Genomic DNA, 24,222 nt, shown 5'->3' on the forward strand with positions numbered 1-24,222 from the left:
GTGATGGCATCACTTCGGTCTGAGATACCGAGTCATCATCGCGAGCAAGCCCACTGCCACACATGCACCAACGATTCTCCTGATCCCTTGGCTTTTCATGCTTTTGTGACAATTTTTTCACTGGCGCCCCGTTAATCTCTGTGTCGATCATCATCAAACTCAAGAGTTCGCGGGCCATGTCGTCGCAGCCACCTTCTACCCATATTGAGCATGAGTTCGCCGAGCGCTATGGCCGCGAGCACGCGAAGGTTTGCCGGCAACCTGAACCCCGGGGGCTTGTTCACAGGTTGGCGTTGTGGCGCGAAAAGCGTCTGGTGCGCCGTGCCCTCAAGGTCGCCGGGGAACCAGGGCTGGTGCTGGACCTGGCGTGCGGTGCCGGGCGTTTCTGGCCGTTACTGGCCCAGCATGCCAACCGGGTGATTCTGGCCTGTGACTCGTCGCAAGACATGCTTAATCATGCCCAGACCCACCATCCTGCCAGCCTGCTGGCGCGCATCAAACTGTTCCAGAGTTCGGTGTTTTCCATCGATATCTCCGAAAACGCGGTGGACTGCATTTTTTGCATGCAGTTGTTTCACCATGTGCGTGACAGTGATCATCGCCTGGCGATTTTGCGCGAGCTGCACCGGGTCAGCCGTGACAGCCTGATCCTGTCAGTCCCGCTCGGCCGCCCGGCGGGGCAGGGTAATGACCCGCAATGCATAGTGGTGGGCAAGGGCGAGATTGAAACTCAGTTTGAGCAGGCCGGTTTTAGCATCTTCAAACAGTATGAAGTGCTGCCCGGTGGTGGCATGGGCAGCATCTATATCTTGCGTAAAGACACTTAATTCAGTGCTTTGAGGATTTCGTACGCCAGTTCGACCCGTGCGTCGTTGGGGTAATTCTTGTTGGCCAGGATAACGATGGCTTTTTGTTCCGTCGGCACCAACACCGCATAGGCGCCAAAACCGTTGGTTGAGCCGGTTTTGTTGACCCATACCGCTTGCTGGGGTGCTAAAGGCGGGTTCAGGGCAATCGCCCCATTGTTTTCGTAAGCCATTTTGTTCGAGTTGCCCACCAGCAGCGATTTCAGCTCGACCGGGTAAGCGTACTGTTCCCAGATCAGGTCCTGTGTCATGGGCCCAACCCGGAAATAACCGGTGCGGGTGTCAGCCAGAGCCTTGCGCAACAGAGGGCTGGCCTGGCCTTGGCCCAGACTCAGTTCAGTGAAGTGGATCAGGTCGCGGGCAGTGGTTTTGACGCCGTAGGCTTCGTTACCCAGTACACCTGGATTGAGCCTGACCGGTTCGTCCTGTTTGTTGTAGCCCTGGGCATAGAGCGCCATTTTGTTTTCAGGTACGGAGTAGTAGCTGCTTGTCAGCCCTAGTTGCGGGAACAGTTGCTGTTCCATGGCCTGGGTAAAGGGCAGGTTCATGCTTTTGGCCGCAATCACGCCGAGCATGCCAATACTGGGGTTGGCGTAGCTGCGTTGGGTGCCTGTGGGGTAGACCGGCTGCCAGCCCTTTAGGTAGTCCAGCAACTGACGTTCGTTCTGCACGCTGTCCGGGACCTGCAACGGGAAGCCGCCTGCAGTGTGGGTGGCCAGATGGATCAGCGTCACCTTGCCAAAGGGGGTACCTGCAAGTTCCGGCTCGTATTTGGCGACCGTATCGCTCAGCGAAAGTTGGCCCTTGGCCTGGGCATAAGTGGCCAGGGTGGCGGTAAACACTTTGCTGATGGAGCCGACTTCAAACAGCGTGTCGGGGCTTACGGGCTCCTGGGTGGCCTTTGACGCCACGCCAAAGTTGTAAAATTGTTGCTTGCCGTTAACGCTTACGGCGATGACAAGGCCCGGTACGTTGTACTCCTGCATGAGCTTTTTCGCGCCGTTTTGTACAACAGCATCGATCGTTGGCCCGGTATTTTCAGCCAGAGCAACATTGACGAAGGCGCTCATACCTATCAGCGAGAGAGCAATACCTGACAGTTTGCGGGACATATGCATAGGATCATCCTCGGTTCTTATAGGGCGCAAATCTACCCGTGTCCTGACGCTGCGGTTCGGTTGGCTTGTCACATAATGTGTTGTAACAAAACTTGTGTGATGCGCAATCGAGCAACCTACAGGTAAAAACAGTATGTGGATGCAGGTTTTATATCGATTCCTTGTAGGTTTTTTCGTGCACAACATGACGAGTCGATGTCCGGAAATCCCTGGCAGCGATATATACTGCGCGCCATTCTTCAAGGGAGAGCCGTGTGGCCATCGATATTCACTGGATTCGCGACAACGATAGCCTCGGCCAACATTGCGCCGAATGGCAACAATTGCCGTTCGTAGCCCTCGACACCGAATTTATGCGGGTCGATACCTTTTACCCGATTGCCGGCCTGATCCAGATTGGCGACGGCACCCGGGCGTACCTGATCGACCCGTTGACCATCGACAACTGGCAACCGCTGGCTGACCTGCTGGAAAACCAGGCGGTGGTCAAAGTCCTGCACGCCTGCAGCGAAGACCTTGAGGTTTTGCTGCGCCTGACTGGCAGCCTGCCGGTGCCGTTGTTCGACACCCAACTGGCCGCTGCCTATTTGAACCTGGGCTTCTCCATGGGCTACTCGCGCCTGGTCAAGGAAGTGCTGGATATCGACCTGCCCAAGGGCGAGACCCGCTCCGACTGGTTGCAACGCCCGCTGTCGGAAACCCAGATCAGCTACGCCGCCGAAGATGCCCTGCATCTGGCTGAAGTCTACAAGTTACTGTACCCGCGGCTGTCGGCCGAAAAGTACAACTGGGTGCTGGAAGATGGTGCTGAACTGGTCGCCAACCTGCGTCGCGAAACAGACCCTTACGAGGTTTACCGCGAAGCCAAGCTGGCCTGGAAGCTGTCACGGGCCCAACTGGCGGTATTGCGGGAAATCTGCGCCTGGCGCGAGCACGAAGCCCGTGCCCGCGATCTGCCGCGTAACCGGGTGATTCGTGAACACGCCTTGTGGCCTTTGGCCAAGACGCAGCCCGACAATCTGGTCGCACTGGCGCGTATCGAAGATATGCACCCGCGTACCGTGCGTCAGGACGGCGAGTTTTTGCTTGATCTGATCAAGCGTGCTGGCAGTCTGCCACCGGAACAATGGCCGCCCGCCGTGCCCGAGCCCTTGCCGGTTGAAGCGGCCTTGCAGATCAAGCGTCTGCGGGCCATCGGCCAGGCTGAGGCCGAGCGCCTGAATATGGCGCCGGAACTGATGCTGCGCAAGAAAACCCTGGAAGCCCTGCTTAAAAGCGGCTTCCCCAATGGCCCTTATCAATTGCCGGAATCACTGCGCGGCTGGCGCCGTGAGCTGATGGGCCAGGGCTTGCTCGATTGCCTGGCCACCGCTGGAGAACCGTCTTGAAACGTATTTGCTCTATCTACCGCAGCACCAAACGCAACGAAATGTACCTGTATGTGCTCAAGGCCGATGCCCTGGAGCGCGTGCCGGAAAACCTGATGCTGGCGTTCGGCAAGCCGATCCATGCCTTTGATCTGGTGTTGACCCCGGAGCGCAAGCTGTCGCGCGAAGACATCGTCAAGGTGCTGGAAAACCTGGAGACCCAGGGCTATCACCTGCAAATGCCACCGGCTGAAGACGAATATATCGAGCACTTGCCCGAAGAGTTGTTGCGTCGCAACGACCCGATGTAAGTGCAGCGCCAGGTGCCCGGTTCCGGGCACCTGTCTCAAGCGGACTCATTTTGATTGGCGGTGGCCGAGCGCGACGGGGCAAATCCCGGCGGCGGGTGCTGGCAGTGTTTTGGAAAGGTTAGCAACATGCGCGTCCTGATTGCCGAGAAAGACTACCCGCTCTATACCCAGCTACTGCAACGCCTTGCGCCGGACCTTGAGGTGCTGTCCAGCGGTGACTCTGAGCAACTGTCGCGCATGGCGGGCGAGTGCCCGGTGTGGCTGGGCCAGCCGGACCTGCTGGCGACCCTGATGCGTCAGGGCCACAAGCCACAGTGGTTGCAGTCGACCTGGGCGGGGATAACGCCGTTACTGGCCGAGGGCCTTAATCGTGATTATCGACTGACCCGCGCGGTGGGGATTTTTGGCCAGGTGATGGCCGAATACGTTCTGACTTATATGCTTGGTCACGAGCGTGAAGTCATGGCCCGCCTGGTCAGCCAGGTCGAGCGCAAGTGGGACAACCGCATGGGCCAGAGCCTGGTCGGGCGCAAGGTGTTGATCGTTGGCGCTGGAGATATCGGTCAGACTGTGGCGCAGTTTCTGCTGCCCTTTGGCGTTGAGCTTTACGCCATTGCCAATACCCCCCGTGAGCTGGCGCCGTTCAAGGAAGTGGGCGTGCTGAGCGATCTGCCGCGTCTGGTCGGGCAGGTGGATTACGTGATCAACCTGCTGCCCAACACCCCGGACACTCATGATGTGTACGATGCCGAGCTGTTTGCGCAGTTCAATCCCAATGCCGTACTTATCAATGCCGGGCGTGGCGTGGCCGTGGTCGATGCCGATCTGGTCGAGGCCTTGCGCGTGGGGCATCTGGCGGGGGCGGTGATTGATGTTTGCCGTCAGGAGCCGTTGCCGGCCAAGCATCCGTTCTGGACTGCCTGGGGCTTGTTGCTGACTGGTCACAGTTCGGCGCCGACTTCGCCACCGATGATGGTGCAGCTGTTTGTCGACAACCTGCGTGCATTTCAGGCGGGTGAAGCCCTGCGTGGCGAAGTGGATTTTGACCGCGGCTATTGAAACCCTGGCTTGACTCTGTGGGAGCGGGCTTGCTCGCGATGCAGGCGACGCGGTCTAACTGATAAACCGCGCTGATGCCATCGCGAGCAAGCCCGCTCCCACAGCAAGAGTGTGGTGTGTTTACAGGCTGAAATCGCCTTCAGCCACCAGCTTGCTCAGCGGTTCGCGCTGGCTTGGCACTTCCTTGGCTTGCAGATAATCGACCAGGGTCGACTTGTCGCCGATCTTGCCGATGGCAACCATCGCTTGCACCGCATAGCCCTCAGGGATTTTCAGCTCTGTGCGCGCCCGCTCGAAATCCAGACCGCTCATGCCGTGGGTGTGCCAGCCGCTGAGGTGCGCTTGCAGGGCCAGATGGCCCCAGGCCGCGCCCGTGTCGAAGGCGTGAGTTGGCGCGGGTTTTTCTTCGGTGGTGCCCGGTGCGGCGAATGAAGTCTTGGAAACAATCACCACCAATGCGGCCGCATGCTTGGCCCAGCCCTGGTTGAACTCCACCAGCAGGCTCAGGTAACGGTCAAACTCCGGGGTGCCGCGCAGGGCAAACAAGAAGCGCCAGGGTTGTGCGTTGTAGGCCGATGGTGCCCAGCGAGCGGCTTCGAAAAAGCTCATCAGGGTGGGCTTGTCGATGGTCGCGTCGGTAAAGGCGCGGGGCGACCAGCGCAGGGTAAATTGCTGGTCAATCGAGTGGTCGGCTTTACGGCTGTTAGCAGGCATGGCGGTTTCCTGAGGTAAATGTAACGGCTCAATTCAGGGGGCTAAAACTACTGGGATGCCGTCAAGCTGACAAGTCTGACGACAAGCCCTTGGCCCGCGCGGCCTTGGGCACTAGACTGGCGGCCTTTTCCACTCCCTGATGTTGATGTTTGAGCCATGGCCGCAATAGTTGAACCGTTCTGGATCCGCAAAACCCTCGATCAACTTGATCAAGAGGAATGGGAGTCGCTGTGCGACGGCTGCGGCTTGTGCTGCTTGCAAAAGCTCGAAGATGAAGACGACAACAGCGTCTACTACACGCGCATCGCCTGCAAACTGCTCGATCTGAAGACCTGTCAGTGCACCGACTATCCTAACCGTCGTGATTCAGTCCCGGACTGCATTCAGCTGTCGCCGGGCAAGGCTGAAGAGTTCAAGTGGTTGCCGCCGACCTGCGGTTACCGGCTGGTGAGCGAGCGCAAGGATTTGCCGCTCTGGCACCATCTGGTCTGCGGTGACCCGGACGCTGTGCACCACGAACGCATTTCGCAGTCGGGCCGCATGCTCGCCGAGGGCAGCGTGCCGGAAGACGACTGGGAAGATCATCTGATTTTCCGCGCCGGTTAAACGCCGGAGCGGTTGCCAAAGGAGTGAGTATGCCGCTGCGTTACATAATGTCCCTGGGCTTGCTGCTGTTACTGGCGGGCGGCCCGCTGTGGGCCGGGCAAAAAGTCGATCTGAATTACCACGTGCGCCTGTTGCCGCAAAGCGATCAGGCCGATGTGCGCCTGACCCTGGCTGAAGGTTCGGCGGTGCGCAGCCTGGATTTTGACCTGGGTGCGCCGGGCAGTTACAGCGACTTCAAGGCGCAGGGGCAATGGCAACTGACTGCTGACCCGGCCCATAGCCGTGGCCTGTGGCATCCCGCGCCGGGCAAGGCCAGCCTGAGCTACCGAGTACGTTTGAGCCAGCCGCGCAAAAATGGCACTTATGACGCGCGCATCACCCCCGAATGGGCCTTGTTTCGTGGCGAAGCGCTGGTTCCGCCCGCCAATCTCGATCAGCAGGATGGCGTCGAGTTGGTGTCGCGCCTTGAGTTCGAATTACCCGACGGCTGGAAAAGCGTTGAAACCGCCTGGCCGCGTATTGGCAAGAACCGCTTTCGCATCGATGATACCTCACGGCTGTTCGACCGGCCCACCGGCTGGATGCTGGCGGGCAACCTGGGCAGCCGCCGCACCACGATAGGTGAAACCGAAGTTACGGTCAGTGCACCCAAAGGGCAGGGCATGCACCGTATGGATGTGCTGACCCTGCTGACGTTTGTCTGGCCGCAGGTGCAGGCTGTATTCCCGCGCAACCCGCCCAAGCTGCTGATTGTCGGTGCCGGTAGCCCGATGTGGAAGGGCAGCGCGGCGGCGCGCAATTCGATCTACCTGTACAGCGGCCTGCCGCTGGTCAGTGAGAGCGGCACCAGCCCGTTGCTGCGTGAAGTGGTGCAACTGTTCAGTGGCATCAATGACGAACCGGGCCATGACTGGATTGGCGAAGGCCTGAGCGAGTATTACGCCATTGAGTTGATGCGCCGTGCCGGGGGCATGAGTGATGAGCGGTACCAGGCCCTGCAGCACAAGCTCAATGCGGCCGGCAAGGGCGTCACCCGCCTGCGCGGCCAGCAGGCCAGCCCGGCAATGGTAGCGCGGGCGGTCACACTGTTGCAGGCGCTGGACCGTGAGATCCGTTTGCAGACCCACAACAAGCGCTCGCTGGATGATGTCAGCCAGGCGCTGATGCGCATGGGCAAGGTCAACACTCAGAGCTTTATCCAGCTAAGCGAAAGCGTACTTGGCGGCTCCTCCAAGGTGCTGGACACGCCGTTGCTGCGCTGAGCCTTCTATGGGGTCACCCCACCGGGTCGGTTGTTTTTCCTGCTTCTTTACGCCTTCTTTACGCCCCCGCATCCCTCTCGATCTCGATCCTTTACGCCCTGATTCCCCACACTCTGTCCATACGCGGCAAATGCCGCTTCGGGAGAGTTGCCATGGGCGTTCTGGATGGGGTGTCACTGCTGCTGGCAGTGGCGCTGTTCGTTTATCTGCTGGTTGCGCTGTTGCGCGCAGACCGGAACTAGGAGCGGGTATGCACAGTTATGACTATGGGCTGATCCTCGCCTTTTTTGCCTTGGTGCTGTTGCCCGCACCCTGGCTGGGGCGTTTTTACTACAAGGTCATGGAAGGCCAGCGTACCTGGCTGAGCCCGGTGTTCGGGCCGGTGGAAAAAATCTGCTACCGCATTGCCGGGGTCGATCCGCAAACCGAGCAAAGCTGGCAGAAATACACTCTGGCCCTGCTGGCCTTTAACCTGATGGGCTTTGTGCTGCTGTTTGCCATTTTGCTGTTTCAGCAGTACTTGCCGCTTAACCCGCAGCAGTTGCCGGGGCAGGAGTGGACACAAGCCTTCAACACCGCAGTCAGTTTTGTCACCAACACCAACTGGCAGAGCTACAGCGGTGAGGCGACCCTCAGTTACTTCAGCCAGATGGCTGGCCTGACTGTGCAGAACTTTGTCAGCGCCGCCACCGGCCTGGCCGTGCTGGTCGCACTGTGCCGGGGTATCAGCCGTCGTTCGGCGCATACCCTGGGCAACTTCTGGGTCGACATGACCCGTGCCACGCTATACGGCCTGCTGCCGCTGTGCCTGGTGCTGGCGCTGTTGCTGGTCTGGCAGGGGGTGCCGCAAACCTTCGCTCATTACGTCAATGCGCTGACCCTGCAAGGCGTGGATCAAGTCATCCCGCTGGGCCCGGCTGCCAGCCAGATTGCGATCAAGCAGCTGGGCACCAACGGCGGGGGCTTTTTTGGCGTGAACTCGGCGCACCCGTTCGAGAACCCGAGTGCCTGGAGCAACCTGTTCGAGCTGGCCTCGATCATCCTGATCCCGGTGGCGCTGGTGTTTACCTTCGGTCATTACGTCAAGGACCTGCGTCAGAGCCGGGCGATCGTTGCCTGCATGCTGGCGTTGTTCCTGATCGGCGGCGGCACCGCGCTGTATGCCGAGTACCAACCGAACCCGGCACTCAACAGCCCGCTGGTGGAACAGACCGCACCGCTGGAAGGCAAGGAGACACGCTTCGGTACCACCGGTAGTGTGCTTTGGACCGAAACCACTACCTCGGCCTCCAACGGCTCGGTCAACGCCATGCACGACAGCCTCAACCCGCTGACCGGGATGGTGGCGCTGGTCAATATGATGGTCGGTGAAGTGATCTTCGGCGGTGTCGGTGCAGGGCTCTACGGCATGTTGCTCAACGTGCTGATCGCGGTGTTCCTTGCGGGCCTGATGATTGGTCGTACCCCTGAATACCTGGGTAAAAAACTTCAGGCCAGGGAAGTCCAGTTGCTGGTGGTGACCTTGCTGGTGATGCCGGTGGGCGTGCTGGTGCTGGGTTCGATTGCCGCCGTGCTGCCCGCTGCCGTGGCCTCGGTGAGCAACCCCGGGCCCCACGGTTTCAGCCAGATCCTGTATGCCTTCACCTCGGCCAGTGCCAACAACGGCTCAGCCTTTGCCGGGCTCAACGCCAACACGCCGTTCTACAACCTGATGCTCGGCCTGGGCATGTTGATCGGACGTTTCGGTTACATCCTGCCAGTGCTGGCATTAGCGGGCAGCCTGGCGCTGAAGAAATCCGCGCCGATTGGCCAGGACAGTTTTCCCACCCACGGCCCGCTGTTTGTCGCGCTGCTGACCATGACCATTTTGCTGGTGGGCGGCCTGACCTTTTTGCCGACCCTGGCCCTTGGCCCAATCGCCGAACAACTGACTCTGGGCTTCTGAGGAGACGATCATGACTATGCCTGCTCCTGTTTCAAAACTGACGCCAACGCCTGAAGCCAAGGCGCCGGAGTCACCGAAAACCTCGTTCGCCGATATCTGGCGCCCGGCGCTGCTGCAAGCGTTCGTCAAGCTCGACCCGCGCCAGCTCAAGCGTTCGCCGGTGATGCTGGTGGTCGAGCTGACGGCGATCTTCACCACTGTGCTGTGCTTTATCCCCGAGCCTGCGGTGCCCACCGGGGTGGCGGTGCAAATCGCCCTGTGGCTGTGGTTTACCGTGTTGTTCGCCAACTTTGCCGAAGCCCTCGCTGAAGGCCGGGGTAAGGCCCGGGCCGACAGCCTCAAGGCCGGTAGCGTGGGCTTGAGTGCACGCCGCCGCAGCGCCAGTGGTGACTTTGAAATCGTCCCCGCGACCCGTTTGCGCAAGGGCGATGTGGTGCGCGTCGAAGCGGGGGAGATGATCCCCGGTGATGGCGAGGTGATTGAAGGGATTGCCGCGGTCAACGAAGCGGCGATTACCGGCGAGTCCGCGCCGGTGATCCGCGAATCGGGCGGTGATCGCTCGGCGGTGACCGGCAACACGCGGCTGGTCAGTGACTGGTTGCTGGTGCAGATCAGCGCCAACCCCGGCGAATCGACCCTGGACCGCATGATCGCTCTGGTCGAAGGCGCCAAACGGCAGAAAACTCCCAACGAAGTGGCGCTGGATATCCTGCTGATCGGCCTGACCCTGATCTTTCTGATAGTGGTTGTGACCTTGCAGCCATTTGCTTACTTCGCCGGTGGTAGCCTGCCGCTGGTGTTTCTGGTGGCGTTGCTGGTAACGCTGATCCCCACCACTATCGGCGGCTTGCTTTCGGCCATTGGTATCGCCGGTATGGACCGGCTGGTGCGCCTCAATGTGATCGCCAAATCCGGGCGGGCGGTGGAAGCAGCCGGTGATGTGCATGTACTGATGCTCGACAAGACCGGCACCATCACCTTCGGCAACCGTCGCTGCACGGCGCTGTATGCCTCTCCCGGGATAACCGCCAAAGAGCTGGCCGAAGGTGCTCTGCGCGCCTCGCTGGCGGACGAAACTGCTGAAGGCAAATCCATCGTCGAGTTTATTCGCGGCCAGTACAACCTGCCTGAACTGCCGGTGTCCGACTTTACCGCGGTGCCGTTTACTGCCGAGACGCGGCTGTCGGGCATCGACTACAACGGCCAGATATACCGCAAGGGTGCGGTGGATTCGGTGCTGGCGTTTGTCGGCCTCAAGCGCGGTGAACTGTTGCCTGCGCTGTCGCGGGAAATCGACAAGATCGCCCAGAGTGGTGGCACCCCGTTGCTGGTGTGCGCCCAGGGCAAATTGCTCGGCGCGATTCACCTCAAGGACGTGGTCAAGCCGGGGATCCGCGAGCGCTTTGCCGAGTTGCGCAAGCTGGGCATTCGCACCGTGATGGTGACCGGCGATAACCCGTTGACCGCCGCTGCAATTGCTGCGGAAGCCGGTGTGGATGACGTGCTGGCCGAGGCCACGCCGGAGAAAAAACTGGCGCGCATTCGCCATGAACAGAATGACGGGCGATTGGTAGCCATGTGCGGTGACGGCGCCAACGACGCCCCGGCCCTGGCCCAGGCAGACGTCGGCATGGCGATGAATGACGGCACCCAGGCGGCCCGCGAGGCGGCGAACATGGTCGACCTCGACAGCGACCCGACCAAATTGCTGGATGTGGTGCAGATCGGCAAAGAGTTGCTGGTGACCCGCGGTGCCTTGACCACGTTTTCGATTGCCAACGATGTGGCCAAGTACTTTGCCATTCTGCCGGCGTTGTTTGCCTCGGTCTATCCGCAACTGGGCGTGCTTAACGTGATGGGCCTGAGCAGCCCGCAGAGTGCGATTTTGTCGGCCATCGTGTTCAACGCACTGATTATCGTGGTGCTGATTCCGCTGGCATTGCGCGGCGTGCGGGTACAGGCCGCGAGCGCTGCGCACCTGCTGCGTCGCAACCTGCTGATTTATGGCGTGGGCGGGCTGGTGGTGCCGTTTGTGGGCATCAAGCTGATCGACCTGCTGCTTACCGCATTGCATCTGGTTTAAGCCCTGGAGGCACCATGACTACTTTATTACGCCCGGCCCTGAGCCTGATGCTGTTGATGACCGCCATTACCGGCGTGGTTTACCCGCTGACCGTGACCGGGATTGCGCAACTGGCGTTCCCGGAACAGGCCAACGGCAGTTTGCTGCGCGACAGTGCTGGCAAGGTGCTGGGATCAGCGTTGATCGCCCAGGATTTTACCGGCGATAGCTGGTTTCATCCGCGGCCATCGGCGGGGGCGTTTGCCACCGTGGCCAGCTCGGCCAGCAACCTGGCGCCGAGCAACCCGGCACTGGCTGCACGGATCAAGGACAGCGCGGCCCAGCTTGCGGTTAGCGATCAGGGCCCGGTGCCACTGGCGTTGCTGACCACTTCGGGCAGCGGGCTGGACCCGCACTTGCCACCAGCGGCAATACGCTATCAACTAGCCCGTGTCGCTGCCGCCCGCAATCTGCCGGTGCAGGCTGTTGAGCAGCTTGTGGCAGAGCATATCGAGCAGCCGCTGGTGGGCCCGCCGGTGGTTAACGTATTGCTGCTGAATCAGGCGTTGGCGCAGCTTAACAACTGACTTCGATCTTGACCTTGATCCTGTGGGAGCGGGCTTGCTCGCGATGCAGTCGACGCGTTTTGTCAGGCAAACCGCCGTGATGCCATCGCGAGCAAGCCCGCTCCCACAGGTCGTACATACACAGGACCCCCCCATGACTCATTCTGCCCGCGCCGACGCGCTGCTAGCCGATCTACCACGCCCAGGCCGTGGCCGGCTCAAAGTGTTTCTAGGCGCGGCACCTGGTGTGGGCAAGACCTACGCCATGCTGCAAGCAGCTCACACGCAACTGCGTCAGGGCGTCGAAGTACTCGCGGGGGTGGTCGAAACCCACGGCCGGGCTGAAACCGAAGCACTGCTCAACGGTTTGCTCCAACAGCCGATGCTGCGCTCGGAATATCGCGGTGTGCAGCTCGAAGAAATGGACCTCGACGGCTTGCTCGCAGCCAGACCCAAACTGGTGCTGGTCGATGAGCTGGCCCACAGCAACGCCCCCGGCAGCCGCCATGCCAAGCGCTGGCAGGATGTGCAGGAGTTGCTGGCCGCCGGGATCGACGTGTACACCACGGTCAACGTCCAGCACCTGGAAAGCCTCAATGATCAGGTGCGCGGCATCACCGGGGTGCAAGTGCGTGAAACCGTGCCGGACTGGGTGGTGCAGGAAGCCTATGAACTGCTGCTGATCGACTTGCCACCCCGGGAGCTGCTGGAGCGGTTGCGCGAGGGCAAGGTGTATGTGCCGGAGCAGGCGCGGGCGGCGATCGATGCGTTTTTCAGCCAGACCAACCTCAACGCCCTGCGCGAACTGGCGATGCAGACGGCGGCGGTGTATGTCGACGATGAACTGGACAAGGGCTATCGCCAGCAGGGGCAATCGGCCCCGGCGCTGCGCGGCCGCTTGTTGGTGGGGATCGATGGCGATATGCATGCCGAGCGCCTGGTGCGCCACGCCAGCCGGGTTGCCGAGCGCAGGCATTTGCCCTGGAGCCTGGTGCATGTGGACAACGGCACGGCGCGCGACGAGCAGTCGCGCCTGCGCCTGCAAAGCGCCCAGCAACTGGCCGAGCGCCTGGGTGGGGAAGTGGTAGTGCTGCGCGCCGGTGAAGTGGCCAAAACCCTGATCCAGCACGCCAGCGAACGTCGCGCCAGCTTGCTGCTGGTGGGCCAGTCACGGCTGACCTGGCGCCGCCGCCTGTTTGGTGGCGGGCTGGCAGCGCGCTTGTTGCGCGATGCTCACGGCCTGGAAATCAACGTGCTCGACAATGAGCAATCCCCAGCGCCCACCGTCAGCCGCCCGGAGCACTCGCTGGTGTGGTTTGACTACGGGCTGGCGGTGGTTGCCACGGTACTGGCCAGCGCCCTGGCCTGGGGGGTGTCCAGTGTGCTGGCGCTGCCCAATATCTCATTGGTGTTTCTTGCCGCCGTTTTGCTGGTCGCGGTGCGCAGTAGCCTTGGGCCGGCGCTGGCCTGTGCTGCGCTGTCCTTTCTGGCCTATGATTTTCTGTTTATCCCGCCCAACTTCTCATTGAGCATCCAGCGCGAAGAAGATGTGCTGACCCTGTTGTTCTTTCTGCTGATGGCGGCGCTCACCGGCAAACTGGCGGCCCGCCAGCGTCGGCAATTGCAGGCCTTGCGTGATACCCAGCAAGAAACCACCGAGCTGCTCGACCTGTCGCGCAAGCTCACTGCCGCCACCGACCGCAAGGCCGTAGTGAATGCCGCCGGGCAGCACTTGAGCGGCTGGAAAGAGCTGGATGTGTGCCTGCTCAACCGCGATGGCAATGGTGGCTGGGATGTTGAAAACGGTGGGCCACTGCAGTTTTCTGAAGCCGAGCGCGCCGCTGCGGACTGGGCCTGGACCCATGATCAGCCAGCGGGCAAAGGCACCGGGACATTGCCGATGGGCCGTTGGTGGTGGTGGCCGATCAGCGCTGAAGAAGGGCCGTTGGCCTTGCTCGGCGTGTGTCCGAAAGCGGGGCAGCAACTCAGCGGCCAACGTCGGCGCCTGCTGATGGCCCTCAGTCAGCCCCTGGCCCAGGCGCTGGCCCGGGCGCGTCTGGTCCAGGACCTCGAAGCCGCCCGCCTGCACGGCGAAACCGAGCAGTTGCGCAGCGCGCTGCTGGCGTCGGTGTCCCATGACCTGCGCACCCCGCTGACCAGCATGCGCGGCAGTATCGACACCTTGCTGGCGTTGGCTGAAGCGATCCCGCTGGCTGACCGCCGCGAGCTGCTCGAAGGCACCCGCGATGAGGCCGAGCGCCTGGATCGCTATATCCAGAACCTGCTGGATATGACCCGCCTGGGCCACGGTGCCCTGAAGCTGGCCCGTGACTGGGTATCGCCTGCCGACATTGCCGGCAGCGCCCTGAACCGCTTGCGTGCGGTGCTGGCGCCCTTGCAGGTGCAGGTGGATGTGCCGGCGCAATTGCCGCTGCTGCATGTGCATGGCGCCTTGATCGAGCAGGCACTGGTCAATGTGCTGGAAAACGCCGCACGCTTTTCACCGGCTCAAGGTCAGTTGCAGCTGACCGCTGGGGCCGATGACCAGGAACTGTGGTTTGCCGTCAGTGATCAGGGGCCGGGTATTCCCGAGGAAGACCGGGCGAAGATTTTCGACATGTTCTACACCGCTGCCCGTGGCGATCGCGGCGGCCAGGGTACGGGGCTGGGGCTGGCCATCTGCATGGGCATGGTGGGTGCCCACGGTGGGCGCATCACGGTGGGTGAGGGCATTGGCGGGCTGGGCACCTGCATCACCCTGTATCTGCCGCTGAGTGTGCAGCCTGGCGTTGAGAATGAAGAGGCAGAACGTGAAGACTGATACTCTTTGCCCATTCCTTTACCGCGACAACAAGCCATGAGCCAGAGCGCGACCATTTTGGTCATCGACGACGAACCGCAGATCCGCAAATTCCTGCGTATCAGTCTGGTGTCCCAGGGCTACACCGTACTGGAGGCCGCGACCGGTGCCGAAGGGCTGAGCCAGGCTGCGCTCAGGCGCCCCGATGTGCTGGTGCTGGACCTGGGCTTGCCGGATATGGACGGCCAGCAGGTGCTGCGCGAGTTTCGCGAATGGTCCGGTGTGCCGGTGCTGGTGCTTTCGGTACGGGCCAGTGAAGCGCAGAAAGTCCAGGCGCTGGACGGCGGGGCCAACGACTACGTGACCAAGCCCTTTGGCATTCAGGAGTTTTTGGCGCGCATTCGTGCCTTGCTGCGTCAGGCCCCTGTGGGTGAAGTTCAGGAGTCCGCGCTGGAGCTTGGCCCCTTGACCGTCGACCTGGCCTTTCGCCGTGTCTTGCTCGATGGTGTTGAAGTAGCCCTGACCCGTAAGGAGTACGCAGTGCTGGCGCAACTGGCGCGCTACCCCGGTCGCGTTATCACCCAGCAGCAATTGCTCAAGGATATCTGGGGGCCGACCCATACCGAGAACAGCCATTACCTGCGCATCGTGGTTGGCCATTTACGCCAGAAACTGGCGGATGATCCGACCCGGCCGCGGTTTATCGTAACCGAAGCCGGGGTTGGTTACCGGTTGCTGGATCCTGCATCCTTTTCGTAACGGTCGAGGGTGTCTTTGGCAATCATCCGGCCCAGTTCAATCAGCTCTGCGGCTTTGTAAAACTCGAAAAAGCGGCATACCCGCTTGGGCACGTTGATCAGGATATCGGGCGGGTAACCGGCGATCTTGTATTGCGCCAGAGAGGTTTGCATCACCTCGAAACTCTGGTTGATCAAATCCAGCAGTGAGGCCGGGCCAACGTTGTCGATAATTACCGAGCCGGTGGCTGATTTGGGCGAGCCTTCTTCAGTGGCAGGCCGGGCGGGTTGAGTCGAGTCGAGCCAGGGGTTGCTCAGTGGTTCGGCCAGGGGGGCGAGCATTTCCTGTTCCAGATTGAGCAACTGCTCGGCATGTCTGTTGCGAAACGGCATGCGCGAACCCAGCGAACTCATCAGGTTGTCAAAGCGCCCCTTGAAGGCCGCAGGGCGCTGGATAACGGGTAGCTGGTAGTTACTCTGATGGGTTGAGTTGAGGTTGACGGCAATGATCAGGTCGCAGTGGCTGGACACCACCGGCACGATCGGCAGCGGGTTGAGCAGGCTGCCGTCGACCAGCATACGGTTGCCTTGCATCACCGGGGTAAACAGGCTGGGAATCGCCGCCGAGGCGCGCATGGCCTGGTGCAGGCAGCCTTCCTGAAACCAGATTTCCTGCTGATGGGTGAGGTCGGTGGCAACAGCGGTGTAGGGGATACGCAGGTCTTCAATATTGATTTCGCCGACGATATTGCGGATCTGGCCGAAGACTTTTTCACCACGAATCGCCCCCAGGCGAAAGCTCACATCCACAAGTCGCAACACATCGAGGTAATCCAGGCTTTGAATCCAGTCGCGATACTGGTCAAGCTTGCTGGCCGCGTAAATTCCGCCCACCACCGCGCCCATGGAGCAGCCGGCGATACAGGCGATGTCATAGCCGCGGCTTTCGAGTTCTTCGATCACGCCAATATGGGCATAGCCCCTGGCGCCCCCTGAGCCCAATACCAATGCAATACGTTTTTTCATGAGCGGCCCCTTCCCCCTGACAGACACTCACAATGCCTTTTTGTTAAGTGTAGTGACAGCTTTGCGGATGAACTCGTATCCACAAGCTAGGCTAGGGTTTGTTGGCGTTTGGTTGTGGCACTTTTATGCGGATTGTTCGTCTTAGACTGCACTGAACAATTAATCTTTGAGGGAAACACCATGAAAGCATGGATTTGTGTGCCGTTGATTGCCCTGGCATTGGCTGGTTGTGCGGGGACCAAAGCCTACCGCGACACCTGTGCAACCAACCTGGATGCGGCCTGGCATGAGCTGGACCTGGCCAAGGCTGAGGGCTTTGCCGGTACGGTCAGCTACTCCAAGGCCTTGTCCTTGCTGACCGCGGCCAAAACCCAGCAGCAATTCGAAGCCTTTGAGGGCTGCACCAAAAAAGCCGAAAAGGCGCGTTTCTATATTCGTGAATCCCGCGCCGGGCGTTGAGCCGTCGCGGTAATGGGGGAGGGTGAGGATGTCTGAGCTGGTTGACCGGATAGTGGCCAATATTGTGCGTCTGGAGGTCAAGTTGCTGGCCTGCCAGGCGCGTCTGGAGGCCGATACGGACCCGGAGGCCCTGCACGACCTGCGTACCACGGTGCGCCGCTTGCGCAGCCTGTTACGGCCATTGCGCGGGCTGCCGGGGGTGGTGCAACTGGAAATGTCAGCGTCTCAGGTCGGGGTTTTGACCACGCCGTTGCGCGACCTTGAAGTGCTGGCTGCGCATTTGCACAAGCATGGTTACACGACCCAGGCGCAACGCCGCTTGCAGCAATTGTCCGGCAGTTATGCCCGGGTCGCTGATAGCGAGCAACTGACCCAGTTGCTGATGATCCTCGATGTGTTCCCGCGTTTTCTGCGGGCTGCCGAGCGTGAAGGCATGTTGCGTGGTTTGCGTCAGCGCATTGAAAAGGTACTGGAGAAACAGTGGCAAACCCTGGAAAAGGCCCTCAATGACCCGGGCCATGACCGCCACCGTGTCAGGTTGCTGATCAAGCGGGTGCGCTATGCAGCTGAGGCCTACCCTGAGCTGAATCAGTTGTCGCCGCTGGTTCTGGCGCGTTTGAAGGGAGCGCAACAGGCCCTGGGCGAGTGGCACGATGCCTGGCAGTGGCTGCTGCAGGCCGGGCAACAGGCCGATTTGCAACCATGTGTTGCGCAGTGGCAGGCCACCCTGGAGCACGGCGAAAAACGGGCTGACAAGGCACTGATCAAACTGAGCGCCGCCTGCTTTCGCTCCTGATCTTTGGCCGATATAGCACTGTGCAGACTCAGATGGATGGGTAGTATCCCGTCATATTTATCTGTTTCGAGGTGCCTATGCAGTTTCGCGAATTGGTTGCGGCAGTACGTACAACGCCACTGGACGTCACCATCCCGGCAGATTGGGGCCAGGGCCGTGCCTGTTTTGGCGGGCTGGTGGTGGCTTTGCAGTACGAAGCCATGCGCGCGCAAGTGTCTGTTGAACGGGCTTTGCGTTCGCTGGCGGTGAGCTTTGTGGGCCCGGTTGCCGCGGATGTGCCGATCCGTTTTGAGGTCGAGGTGCTGCGCGAGGGCAAGGCGGTCAGTCAGGTCCTCGGCCGCGCCGTGCAAGACGGTCAGGTGGTGACGCTGGTACAGGGCAGTTTTGGCGCGTCACGGGAGTCGGCCGTCAGCGTTGACGGCTTGCTCGCTCCTGAAATGAAGGCGCCCGAAGAATGCCCGCTATTACCCTATATCAAGGGTGTTACCCCTGAATTCATGCGCCATATGTCGATGGCCTGGGCCGTGGGCGCACTGCCGTTTACCGGTCGTGGAACGCGGGAAATGGGCGGTTGGGTGCGTTTTGACGGTGAGGTTGAGGACGAACCTCTGACCGAAACCCATTTGCTGGCGTTGGTGGATACCTGGCCACCCGCACTGTTGCCGTTGCTGAACAAGCCGACAGCGGGCAGCACGCTGACCTGGACCATCGAATTTGTGCAGCCACTGCCCAAGGCCAGTACCCTGGAGTGGTGCAAGTACCTGGCCGTCATCGAGCATGCCCGTGACGGCTACGGCCATGTGGCGGCCAATCTTTGGGCTCCGGGTGGCGAGCTTATTGCGATCAGCCGCCAGACGGTGGCAGTTTTCGGATAGTCAGAACTGCTGGCTGTTGCGCGTCGCGTCGTCGAGCTTGCGACCCTGGTGTTGCAGGATCAGCGCTGCAAACAAGGCAACCAGACCGATTACTGCGCTGGTGGCATTTTCACTGAACACGCCAGACACCAGCAGCAGAAAGGCCACTACCAGCATAGGGACTGCGATCAGGTTGATGGCCTGATGGGCAGTGCTGTGCTGGCCCTGCGGGTTGGAGCGCCACTGCCAGGCCGGTAGATTTGGATGACGTTTGCCCATGATTGCTCTCCTTGTTCTGGGGTTCAGCCTCGGCTGAACCGGATAAACAAAGAATAGGGCCGAGGTTAATCCACGGCGAATCAACAATGGCTATTGGCCTTATAGCCAGATACCTATAGCTTTAACTGGCCAATTGCCCGGTTCAGCTCGCCGGCCAGGGTCGCCAACTGATTACTGGTGGTGGCCGAATCAACGGTCTGTTGCACGGTGTTTTCGGTGACATCACGAATGCTCACCACCGCCCGGTTCATCTCCTCAGCCACCTGGCTTTGCTGTTCGGCGGCCACGGCAATTTGCGTATTGCTTTCACGCATCTGTGCCACGGCATGGGTGATTTCAGCCAGTGCTACGCCTGCTTCCTGGGCTTGCTGCACGCAGTCGTCGGCCTTGAACGAGCTTTCCTGCATAAAGTCCACGGCGTCACGGGTGCCGGCCTGCAAGGCTGCAACCATGGCGGTGATTTCGTCTGTGGAGGTTTGTACGCGCTTGGCCAGGTGCCGCACTTCATCGGCGACCACGGCAAAGCCGCGGCCCATCTCGCCAGCGCGGGCGGCTTCAATGGCCGCGTTCAATGCCAGCAGGTTGGTTTGTTCGGCAATGCTGTGAATCACACTGACCACACCGTTAATCTTCTGACTGTCCTGAGCCAGTTGTTGAATCATTTCGGCGGTGGTTTGCACCCCGGCAGACAGGCTGGCGATGGATTGCTGCACGCGGCTGACCACCTGCTGGCCACTGCCGGCAAGGTCGTCTGCGGTTTGCGACAGGTCGCGGGTGGCACCGGCATGTTGGGCGATATGGTAGACCGTGGCCGACATCTCATTGATGGCGGTGGCGGCCTGATCGGTCTCGCTTTGCTGACCGAGCATGCCGTGGCGTACCTCATCCATGCTGCTGGCCAGGCGCGCGGCGCCGGCGTCCAGTTGCGCGGCGGTTTCGGCCACGGTGTTGACGACCCGCTGGTAGCCGGCCTGCATGGCGTTAAAGGCACTGGCCATCTGCCCGACTTCATCGGTACAGGCCAAAGGCACCCGGGCGGACAGGTCGCCGGTTTTCTCCACATGCAGCATCACATCCTTGAGGGTGTTGAGCTGGCTGAGCAGAAAACGGATCAGCAGTTGCGAGGCGCAGAGCATGGCCAGCATCAGTATCAGTACGGCGGCGGCATAGTTGGGCAACCGCTCGACAAACACTTGGGCCAGGCTTGGGGTGTAGGCCAGGACGGCGATTTTTTGCCCGTCGTCGCGGGTCAGCACATCGGCGCCCAGCAGCAGGTCGCGGCCGAACAATGGCATGGGATTGATTGCAACCCAGCCATTGGCTGCGGTCAGTTGGGGCAGCGGTTGATCATTGACACTGGGGGGGTGTCCGGGCTCAAGGCGCAGCAAATACCCGGCCTGAGGCAGGGCTTGCCCGGCAGGCCAGGCACTGAGCAATTGCGCTTGAGCTTGAGCGTTGGCCTGGGCGGCTTTGCTGCGCGACTGCTGCTCAAGCTGCACGGCATAGAGCACCAGCAGCAGGGTGGTGACAAAGGCCACCGCATTGACGGCCCAGAATTTGTATTTGAGCGAGATGTTGCTAAGCCAGGTACCCATGGGAGGTCTTCTCTGATTTGGCGCAAACAATATTGGCAAGGTGCCATCATTGTGCCGCTATTCAGTGACGATCTTGTTGATATGGGTCAACACTGTTTCTCTGTTGGAGCGGGCTTGCTCGCGATGGCATCAACGCGGTGATTCAGACAAACCGTGTCTGCCATCGCGAGCAAGCCCGCTCCCACAGAGGGGACGTCAGTTATCAGCCAGCACCGGCAACCCGTAAAAAGCCCGCGCGCACGCTGTGGTGTGTTCGGCCAGGTCCTGCTCGCTTTCGCCACGATGTAGCGCCACTTCGCGCAGCACGTCCGTCAGGTAAGCCGGTTCATTGCGGCCATTTTTCGGCTTGGGCCGCAGGGTGCGCGGCAGCAGGTACGGCGCGTCGCTTTCCAGCATCAGGCGGCCACGCGGGATGTCGCGTACCAGCGGGTGCAGGTGGGTGCCACGGCGTTCGTCGCAAATCCAGCCGGTAATGCCGATGTGCAGGTCCATGTCCAGGTAACTGAACAGGGCCTTTTTCTCCCCGGTGAAGCAATGCACCACAGCCGCCGGCAAGCGGTCACGGAAATCACGCAAGATCTCCAGCAAGCGCTGGCTGGCATCACGCTCATGCACAAACACCGGCAATTGCAGGTCCACCGCCATGGCCAGGTGTTCTTCCAGCACTTTTTCTTGCTGGGCGCGCGGCGAGAAATCACGGTTGAAATCCAGCCCGCACTCACCCACGGCGCGCACGCCTGGCTCCTTGAGCAAGGCCAGCAACTGGCGGGCGCTGTCGCCGTTCCAGTCACTGGCCGAGTGCGGGTGAATACCGGCAGTCGAGAACAGCCGCTGGCCGCTTTCGTCCAGCTCGCGGCTCAGTTGCAAGGCTTGTTCGCTGCCTTCCACGCTGGTGCCGGTCAGTACCAATTGGCACACCCCGGCTGCGTAAGCGCGGTCCAGCACGGCCTGGTGTTTGCCGTCGAAGCTTGGGTTGGTCAGGTTGACGCCGATATCAATGAGTTGCATGGTTTTACCTCAGGCCACAGGCCACGAAGCATATCAGAGCTGTAGATTTACAAGAAAAACCAAGAACTACAGACAGTTATGGTTGTCTTTGAATGCCGCAACAACGCAATGCCCGGTTGTTTAAAGGACGCATTGACTGTTTTGCGCGCTGATTCCAGCGCTTGAAAGCCTCAATTGGGGTAACCGGTTGTCGGGAAATCCGACAGGGTGCTGGGCTGTATTCTTTCCGGAGAACGGATGACAAGACCGACGCTATTGATTGCGCTGTGCCTGCTGCTGTTGCCACTCCCGGCACTGGCACGCCTGGCTGGACCCTTGCAGGTCGGGCAGCCAAGTCTGGTCCGCGATCTGGCGCAAATTCGCAGCAGTCAGGTGCTGCGCGTGCTGGTCAACCAGAGCCGCAACAGCTCCGGCGAAGTGCAGGGCCAGGCCATTGGCGTTGAATATCACAGGCTGCGTGCCTTTGAGCGCTACCTCAACAGTCACGCCCGTGACGGTCAGGAAATTACCCTCAAGATCATTCCCAAGGCCAAGGACCAGCTGCTGGGTGCCTTGTCTCGCGGCGAGGGCGATGTGGTCGCTCCGGGTGAGTTGATCGACTTCAAGCCCAGCCGGGCCATCAGCGCCAGTGATCCGATCGTTGACGATGTGCCCTTGCTGCTGGTCGGGGTCAAGGGTGAGCGCCGTTTTACCCGCCTGGAGCAACTGTCGGGCCGCACCGTGGCGTTGACCACCGGCAGTGCCGCTGGCGCATCGGTCAATCTGATCAATCAGAAACTGGCGCTGCGCAAATTGCCGCCCGTGAAGATCGAATGGGTAGACCCGACCCTGGCCGTGGAAGATGTGCTGGAGATGGTGCAGGCCGGTATTTTTCACCTGACCATTGTCGAGCGGCCAATTGCCGAGCGCTGGGCCACGCTGATGCCCAAGCTGCGTTTTGATCGCAAGGTGCTGGTCAGCGAGCCCGAAGCCATGCATTGGTATGTGCGCCGCGATGCTTCGATGTTGCGTGCCAGTATCGACCGCTTTCTCGATGGCTATAAGGCCCCGGCCGATCAGGATGTAGCCTTTGAACGGGTCTACCGGCGTTTGTATCGGGTGCATTACCCGCTGGACAGGGCCGATCGTCAGCAGCTTGAGAAACTGCGTCCAGTGTTGCAGAAACATGCGCAGCAGCAAGGCATGGACTGGCTGAATCTGGCGGCGCTGGCATTCAAGGAATCCACCCTCGACCCCGATGCCAAAGGCACCGGCGGGGCGACCGGTCTGCTGCAAATCACCCCTTCTGCTGCGCAGCGGGTGGGCGTGCGCAATATTCAGAACGTCGACAACAACGTGCAGGCCGGGGCCAAATACCTGGCGATGATCCGGCGTAAATTCTTTGCCAGCCCCAGGCTTAACGAGCGCGAGCGTATGGCCTTCGTGCTGGCGGCGTACAACATGGGCCCCGAGCGGGTGCAAGGCATGCGTGCCGAGGCCAAAAGACGTGGCCTGAACCCCAATCAGTGGTTCTTTCAGGTGGAGCGGATTGCCATGGAGCAGGTGGGAATGGGCGCTGTCAGCTATGTTAATAGTGTTAACAAGTACTATTTGGCCTTTGATCGGGAACGGGATTCGCTGGAGCCCAAAAAAGCTGAGCGGGTCTTACGCAAATAATCGAAGAAGTTGATTGTAATTCCCGGTTTATTCGGCTTTTAACATTATAAAAACTGATTAGTATGGCGAGCATTCCCCAACTGATGACCTAAAGGATTTCACCATGAGCAAATTGATCGATACCGTTCTGGGTAGCCGTGCAGGGTATGGCTTGACGGTGCTGCGTATTTTTGTGGGCATCATCTTTGCCGCCCACGGGTCGCAAAAACTGTTTGGCTGGTTTGGCGGCGGTGGCCTGGCCGGTACGGCGCAATGGATGGAAAGCATTGGTCTGGCGCCGGGCACGCTGATGGCCGCGTTGGCCGGTGGCACCGAGTTCTTTGGTGGTCTGGCGCTGATTGTCGGCCTGTTGGCCCGACCTGCGGCACTGGGTTTGACGTTCACCTTGCTGGTGGCGATTTTCTCTGTGCACATCAGCAACGGCCTGTTTATGGCCAACAATGGCTATGAATTCGCTCTGGCGTTGCTGGGCGGCACTCTAGCGGTATTGATCGAAGGTGCAGGCAGGTTGTCCCTTGATCGTGCAATTGCCGACTGAAAACCGGATGTTCAGCAAAAGGCCTGCCCAGAGCGGGTCTTTTTCGTTTTACATGACTGTTGACAGGTGGAAGCAGGTTTATCTAGGATGTTTTCTTGCGCCGATTTAAACAGCTACTTGCGGGGCGCCAGAGGGTCACAGACCGTCTAAGAGGCTTGTAACAGGCCTTGAAATACCGCTAAAGCGCTGGTTCGGTGTTGCCTCTCACCTGCCACGCAGAAACTTGAGGCGGAGAACCGACACATGAGTCACCCACGTCCCCTTGTACGTCTTGCGCCAATCTCGGCCAGCCCTGCCTTGCGCAATCCAAAAATCCTTCTGGGTGGTAAACACCAGCCTACCTTGCTGCGTTATCTCGATGGCTGGCCACGGCGCAAAGGTCGGGCCACGGCGTTTTTGATCCAGTTTGTGGAAGAGGGTGATCAACTGGAGCGTTTTGCCGCTGACAGTTTTGACCTGGCGGTGATCCAGTCCCCCTGTGCAGAAAATGCCGAGCGGGTGATTCGCAATCTGACTCGTGTTTGTCGGCAGGGCTTGATCACCCTGCGTTGAACCCTGGGAACTGGACCTGTAGTCGCTGCCGAGGAACGAAGGCAGC

24 protein-coding genes are annotated in these 24,222 nt (G+C 60.4%); 18 read left to right on the forward strand and 6 right to left on the reverse strand.

What is annotated here, in order from left to right:
- The first annotated feature begins 176 nt into the window (after nucleotides 1-176).
- The gene (locus tag ACZRMH_RS02265; RefSeq protein WP_464011967.1) at nucleotides 177-827 is read left to right on the forward strand and encodes a class I SAM-dependent methyltransferase; all 651 of its coding nucleotides are present in this window, start codon (nucleotides 177-179) and stop codon (nucleotides 825-827) included.
- Here ACZRMH_RS02265 and ampC read toward each other — a convergent pair.
- A complete protein-coding gene (gene ampC, locus ACZRMH_RS02270; RefSeq protein ID WP_464011968.1) occupies nucleotides 824-1,984 on the reverse strand; it encodes a class C beta-lactamase in 1,161 nt (386 codons plus the stop codon). The genes ACZRMH_RS02265 and ampC overlap by 4 nt on opposite strands.
- A gap of 254 nt (nucleotides 1,985-2,238) precedes the next feature.
- On the opposite strand from ampC, the gene rnd reads away from it, so the two are divergent.
- From rnd to ACZRMH_RS02285, 3 genes are all read left to right on the forward strand, one after another.
- The gene (rnd, locus tag ACZRMH_RS02275) at nucleotides 2,239-3,372 is read left to right on the forward strand and encodes a ribonuclease D (protein WP_464011969.1); all 1,134 of its coding nucleotides are present in this window, start codon (nucleotides 2,239-2,241) and stop codon (nucleotides 3,370-3,372) included.
- Nucleotides 3,369-3,662, forward strand: a complete 294-nt coding sequence (locus ACZRMH_RS02280) for a YcgL domain-containing protein (RefSeq protein ID WP_464011970.1) — start codon at nucleotides 3,369-3,371, stop codon at nucleotides 3,660-3,662. Before rnd ends, ACZRMH_RS02280 begins: the two co-directional genes overlap by 4 nt.
- Nucleotides 3,663-3,788: 126 nt before the next feature.
- Nucleotides 3,789-4,721, forward strand: coding sequence for a D-2-hydroxyacid dehydrogenase (locus tag ACZRMH_RS02285; RefSeq protein WP_464011971.1), 933 nt, complete (start codon nucleotides 3,789-3,791; stop codon nucleotides 4,719-4,721).
- 120 nt (nucleotides 4,722-4,841) lie between these two features.
- Here ACZRMH_RS02285 and ACZRMH_RS02290 read toward each other — a convergent pair whose 3' ends face one another.
- Nucleotides 4,842-5,435, reverse strand: coding sequence for a nitroreductase family protein (locus ACZRMH_RS02290; protein WP_464011972.1), 594 nt, complete (start codon nucleotides 5,433-5,435; stop codon nucleotides 4,842-4,844).
- 156 nt (nucleotides 5,436-5,591) lie between these two features.
- Here ACZRMH_RS02290 and ACZRMH_RS02295 point away from each other — a divergent pair, with 156 nt between their 5' ends.
- The 8 genes from ACZRMH_RS02295 (at nucleotide 5,592) to ACZRMH_RS02330 (ending at nucleotide 15,435) form a co-directional block, all read left to right on the forward strand.
- Nucleotides 5,592-6,041, forward strand: coding sequence for a YcgN family cysteine cluster protein (locus ACZRMH_RS02295; RefSeq protein ID WP_016780096.1), 450 nt, complete (start codon nucleotides 5,592-5,594; stop codon nucleotides 6,039-6,041).
- Nucleotides 6,042-6,070: 29 nt separating this feature from the next.
- Entirely contained in the window at nucleotides 6,071-7,303 is a 1,233-nt protein-coding gene (locus ACZRMH_RS02300; protein ID WP_464011973.1) for a hypothetical protein, read from the forward strand.
- A gap of 152 nt (nucleotides 7,304-7,455) precedes the next feature.
- A complete protein-coding gene (gene kdpF, locus ACZRMH_RS02305) occupies nucleotides 7,456-7,545 on the forward strand; it encodes a K(+)-transporting ATPase subunit F (RefSeq protein ID WP_048358668.1) in 90 nt (29 codons plus the stop codon).
- An 8-nt stretch (nucleotides 7,546-7,553) separates the two neighbouring features.
- Nucleotides 7,554-9,248, forward strand: coding sequence for a potassium-transporting ATPase subunit KdpA (kdpA, locus tag ACZRMH_RS02310; RefSeq protein ID WP_464011974.1), 1,695 nt, complete (start codon nucleotides 7,554-7,556; stop codon nucleotides 9,246-9,248).
- 10 nt (nucleotides 9,249-9,258) lie between these two features.
- Nucleotides 9,259-11,331, forward strand: a complete 2,073-nt coding sequence (gene kdpB, locus ACZRMH_RS02315; protein ID WP_464011975.1) for a potassium-transporting ATPase subunit KdpB — start codon at nucleotides 9,259-9,261, stop codon at nucleotides 11,329-11,331.
- A 14-nt stretch (nucleotides 11,332-11,345) separates the two neighbouring features.
- Entirely contained in the window at nucleotides 11,346-11,897 is a 552-nt protein-coding gene (gene kdpC, locus ACZRMH_RS02320; RefSeq protein WP_464011976.1) for a potassium-transporting ATPase subunit KdpC, read from the forward strand.
- Between the two features lie 133 nt (nucleotides 11,898-12,030).
- Nucleotides 12,031-14,697 carry a DUF4118 domain-containing protein gene (locus tag ACZRMH_RS02325; protein ID WP_464011977.1) on the forward strand — a complete coding sequence of 889 codons (2,667 nt, stop codon included), beginning with the start codon at nucleotides 12,031-12,033 and terminating at the stop codon, nucleotides 14,695-14,697.
- A 36-nt stretch (nucleotides 14,698-14,733) separates the two neighbouring features.
- Entirely contained in the window at nucleotides 14,734-15,435 is a 702-nt protein-coding gene (locus ACZRMH_RS02330; RefSeq protein WP_464011978.1) for a response regulator, read from the forward strand.
- Here ACZRMH_RS02330 and ACZRMH_RS02335 read toward each other — a convergent pair.
- Nucleotides 15,402-16,439, reverse strand: a complete 1,038-nt coding sequence (locus ACZRMH_RS02335; protein ID WP_464011979.1) for a patatin-like phospholipase family protein — start codon at nucleotides 16,437-16,439, stop codon at nucleotides 15,402-15,404. The genes ACZRMH_RS02330 and ACZRMH_RS02335 overlap by 34 nt on opposite strands.
- A gap of 180 nt (nucleotides 16,440-16,619) precedes the next feature.
- Between ACZRMH_RS02335 and ACZRMH_RS02340 the strand changes: the two genes are divergently transcribed.
- From ACZRMH_RS02340 to ACZRMH_RS02350, 3 genes are all read left to right on the forward strand, one after another.
- Nucleotides 16,620-16,898: a hypothetical protein gene (locus tag ACZRMH_RS02340; protein WP_016780105.1), complete on the forward strand. Its 279-nt coding sequence runs from the start codon at nucleotides 16,620-16,622 to the stop codon at nucleotides 16,896-16,898.
- Nucleotides 16,899-16,926: 28 nt separating this feature from the next.
- Complete coding sequence (locus ACZRMH_RS02345; RefSeq protein ID WP_464011980.1) at nucleotides 16,927-17,694, forward strand: CHAD domain-containing protein; 768 nt, start codon at nucleotides 16,927-16,929, stop codon at nucleotides 17,692-17,694.
- A 77-nt stretch (nucleotides 17,695-17,771) separates the two neighbouring features.
- Entirely contained in the window at nucleotides 17,772-18,569 is a 798-nt protein-coding gene (locus tag ACZRMH_RS02350) for an acyl-CoA thioesterase (RefSeq protein ID WP_464011981.1), read from the forward strand.
- Here the strand turns inward: ACZRMH_RS02350 and ACZRMH_RS02355 are convergent, their stop codons facing one another.
- The 3 genes from ACZRMH_RS02355 to ACZRMH_RS02365 form a co-directional block, all read right to left on the reverse strand.
- Entirely contained in the window at nucleotides 18,570-18,827 is a 258-nt protein-coding gene (locus ACZRMH_RS02355) for a terminase (RefSeq protein ID WP_464011982.1), read from the reverse strand.
- A gap of 113 nt (nucleotides 18,828-18,940) precedes the next feature.
- Nucleotides 18,941-20,422 carry a methyl-accepting chemotaxis protein gene (locus ACZRMH_RS02360; RefSeq protein WP_464011983.1) on the reverse strand — a complete coding sequence of 494 codons (1,482 nt, stop codon included), beginning with the start codon at nucleotides 20,420-20,422 and terminating at the stop codon, nucleotides 18,941-18,943.
- Nucleotides 20,423-20,617: 195 nt separating this feature from the next.
- Nucleotides 20,618-21,430, reverse strand: coding sequence for a TatD family hydrolase (locus ACZRMH_RS02365; protein WP_464011984.1), 813 nt, complete (start codon nucleotides 21,428-21,430; stop codon nucleotides 20,618-20,620).
- 237 nt (nucleotides 21,431-21,667) lie between these two features.
- On the opposite strand from ACZRMH_RS02365, the gene ACZRMH_RS02370 reads away from it, so the two are divergent.
- The 3 genes from ACZRMH_RS02370 (at nucleotide 21,668) to ACZRMH_RS02380 (ending at nucleotide 24,176) form a co-directional block, all read left to right on the forward strand.
- Nucleotides 21,668-23,086 carry an MltF family protein gene (locus tag ACZRMH_RS02370; RefSeq protein WP_464011985.1) on the forward strand — a complete coding sequence of 473 codons (1,419 nt, stop codon included), beginning with the start codon at nucleotides 21,668-21,670 and terminating at the stop codon, nucleotides 23,084-23,086.
- Nucleotides 23,087-23,189: 103 nt separating this feature from the next.
- Nucleotides 23,190-23,624 carry a DoxX family protein gene (locus ACZRMH_RS02375; RefSeq protein WP_464011986.1) on the forward strand — a complete coding sequence of 145 codons (435 nt, stop codon included), beginning with the start codon at nucleotides 23,190-23,192 and terminating at the stop codon, nucleotides 23,622-23,624.
- Nucleotides 23,625-23,867: 243 nt separating this feature from the next.
- Entirely contained in the window at nucleotides 23,868-24,176 is a 309-nt protein-coding gene (locus tag ACZRMH_RS02380; RefSeq protein ID WP_464011987.1) for a class I SAM-dependent methyltransferase, read from the forward strand.
- Nucleotides 24,177-24,222: the final 46 nt, after the last annotated feature.

The organism is Pseudomonas sp. B414, from assembly GCF_055408445.1.

What these genes read in the sequence shown, in the direction of transcription:
- ACZRMH_RS02265 (WP_464011967.1), top strand. Translation starts at nt 177, where the DNA reads ATGTCGTCGCAGCCACCTTCTACCCATATTGAGCATGAGTTCGCCGAG.
- ampC (WP_464011968.1), bottom strand. Translation starts at nt 1,984, where the DNA reads ATGCATATGTCCCGCAAACTGTCAGGTATTGCTCTCTCGCTGATAGGT.
- ACZRMH_RS02285 (WP_464011971.1), top strand. Translation starts at nt 3,789, where the DNA reads ATGCGCGTCCTGATTGCCGAGAAAGACTACCCGCTCTATACCCAGCTA.
- ACZRMH_RS02290 (WP_464011972.1), bottom strand. Translation starts at nt 5,435, where the DNA reads ATGCCTGCTAACAGCCGTAAAGCCGACCACTCGATTGACCAGCAATTT.
- ACZRMH_RS02295 (WP_016780096.1), top strand. Translation starts at nt 5,592, where the DNA reads ATGGCCGCAATAGTTGAACCGTTCTGGATCCGCAAAACCCTCGATCAA.
- ACZRMH_RS02300 (WP_464011973.1), top strand. Translation starts at nt 6,071, where the DNA reads ATGCCGCTGCGTTACATAATGTCCCTGGGCTTGCTGCTGTTACTGGCG.
- kdpF (WP_048358668.1), top strand. Translation starts at nt 7,456, where the DNA reads ATGGGCGTTCTGGATGGGGTGTCACTGCTGCTGGCAGTGGCGCTGTTC.
- kdpA (WP_464011974.1), top strand. Translation starts at nt 7,554, where the DNA reads ATGCACAGTTATGACTATGGGCTGATCCTCGCCTTTTTTGCCTTGGTG.
- kdpB (WP_464011975.1), top strand. Translation starts at nt 9,259, where the DNA reads ATGACTATGCCTGCTCCTGTTTCAAAACTGACGCCAACGCCTGAAGCC.
- kdpC (WP_464011976.1), top strand. Translation starts at nt 11,346, where the DNA reads ATGACTACTTTATTACGCCCGGCCCTGAGCCTGATGCTGTTGATGACC.
- ACZRMH_RS02325 (WP_464011977.1), top strand. Translation starts at nt 12,031, where the DNA reads ATGACTCATTCTGCCCGCGCCGACGCGCTGCTAGCCGATCTACCACGC.
- ACZRMH_RS02330 (WP_464011978.1), top strand. Translation starts at nt 14,734, where the DNA reads ATGAGCCAGAGCGCGACCATTTTGGTCATCGACGACGAACCGCAGATC.
- ACZRMH_RS02335 (WP_464011979.1), bottom strand. Translation starts at nt 16,439, where the DNA reads ATGAAAAAACGTATTGCATTGGTATTGGGCTCAGGGGGCGCCAGGGGC.
- ACZRMH_RS02340 (WP_016780105.1), top strand. Translation starts at nt 16,620, where the DNA reads ATGAAAGCATGGATTTGTGTGCCGTTGATTGCCCTGGCATTGGCTGGT.
- ACZRMH_RS02345 (WP_464011980.1), top strand. Translation starts at nt 16,927, where the DNA reads ATGTCTGAGCTGGTTGACCGGATAGTGGCCAATATTGTGCGTCTGGAG.
- ACZRMH_RS02350 (WP_464011981.1), top strand. Translation starts at nt 17,772, where the DNA reads ATGCAGTTTCGCGAATTGGTTGCGGCAGTACGTACAACGCCACTGGAC.
- ACZRMH_RS02355 (WP_464011982.1), bottom strand. Translation starts at nt 18,827, where the DNA reads ATGGGCAAACGTCATCCAAATCTACCGGCCTGGCAGTGGCGCTCCAAC.
- ACZRMH_RS02360 (WP_464011983.1), bottom strand. Translation starts at nt 20,422, where the DNA reads ATGGGTACCTGGCTTAGCAACATCTCGCTCAAATACAAATTCTGGGCC.
- ACZRMH_RS02365 (WP_464011984.1), bottom strand. Translation starts at nt 21,430, where the DNA reads ATGCAACTCATTGATATCGGCGTCAACCTGACCAACCCAAGCTTCGAC.
- ACZRMH_RS02370 (WP_464011985.1), top strand. Translation starts at nt 21,668, where the DNA reads ATGACAAGACCGACGCTATTGATTGCGCTGTGCCTGCTGCTGTTGCCA.
- ACZRMH_RS02375 (WP_464011986.1), top strand. Translation starts at nt 23,190, where the DNA reads ATGAGCAAATTGATCGATACCGTTCTGGGTAGCCGTGCAGGGTATGGC.
- ACZRMH_RS02380 (WP_464011987.1), top strand. Translation starts at nt 23,868, where the DNA reads ATGAGTCACCCACGTCCCCTTGTACGTCTTGCGCCAATCTCGGCCAGC.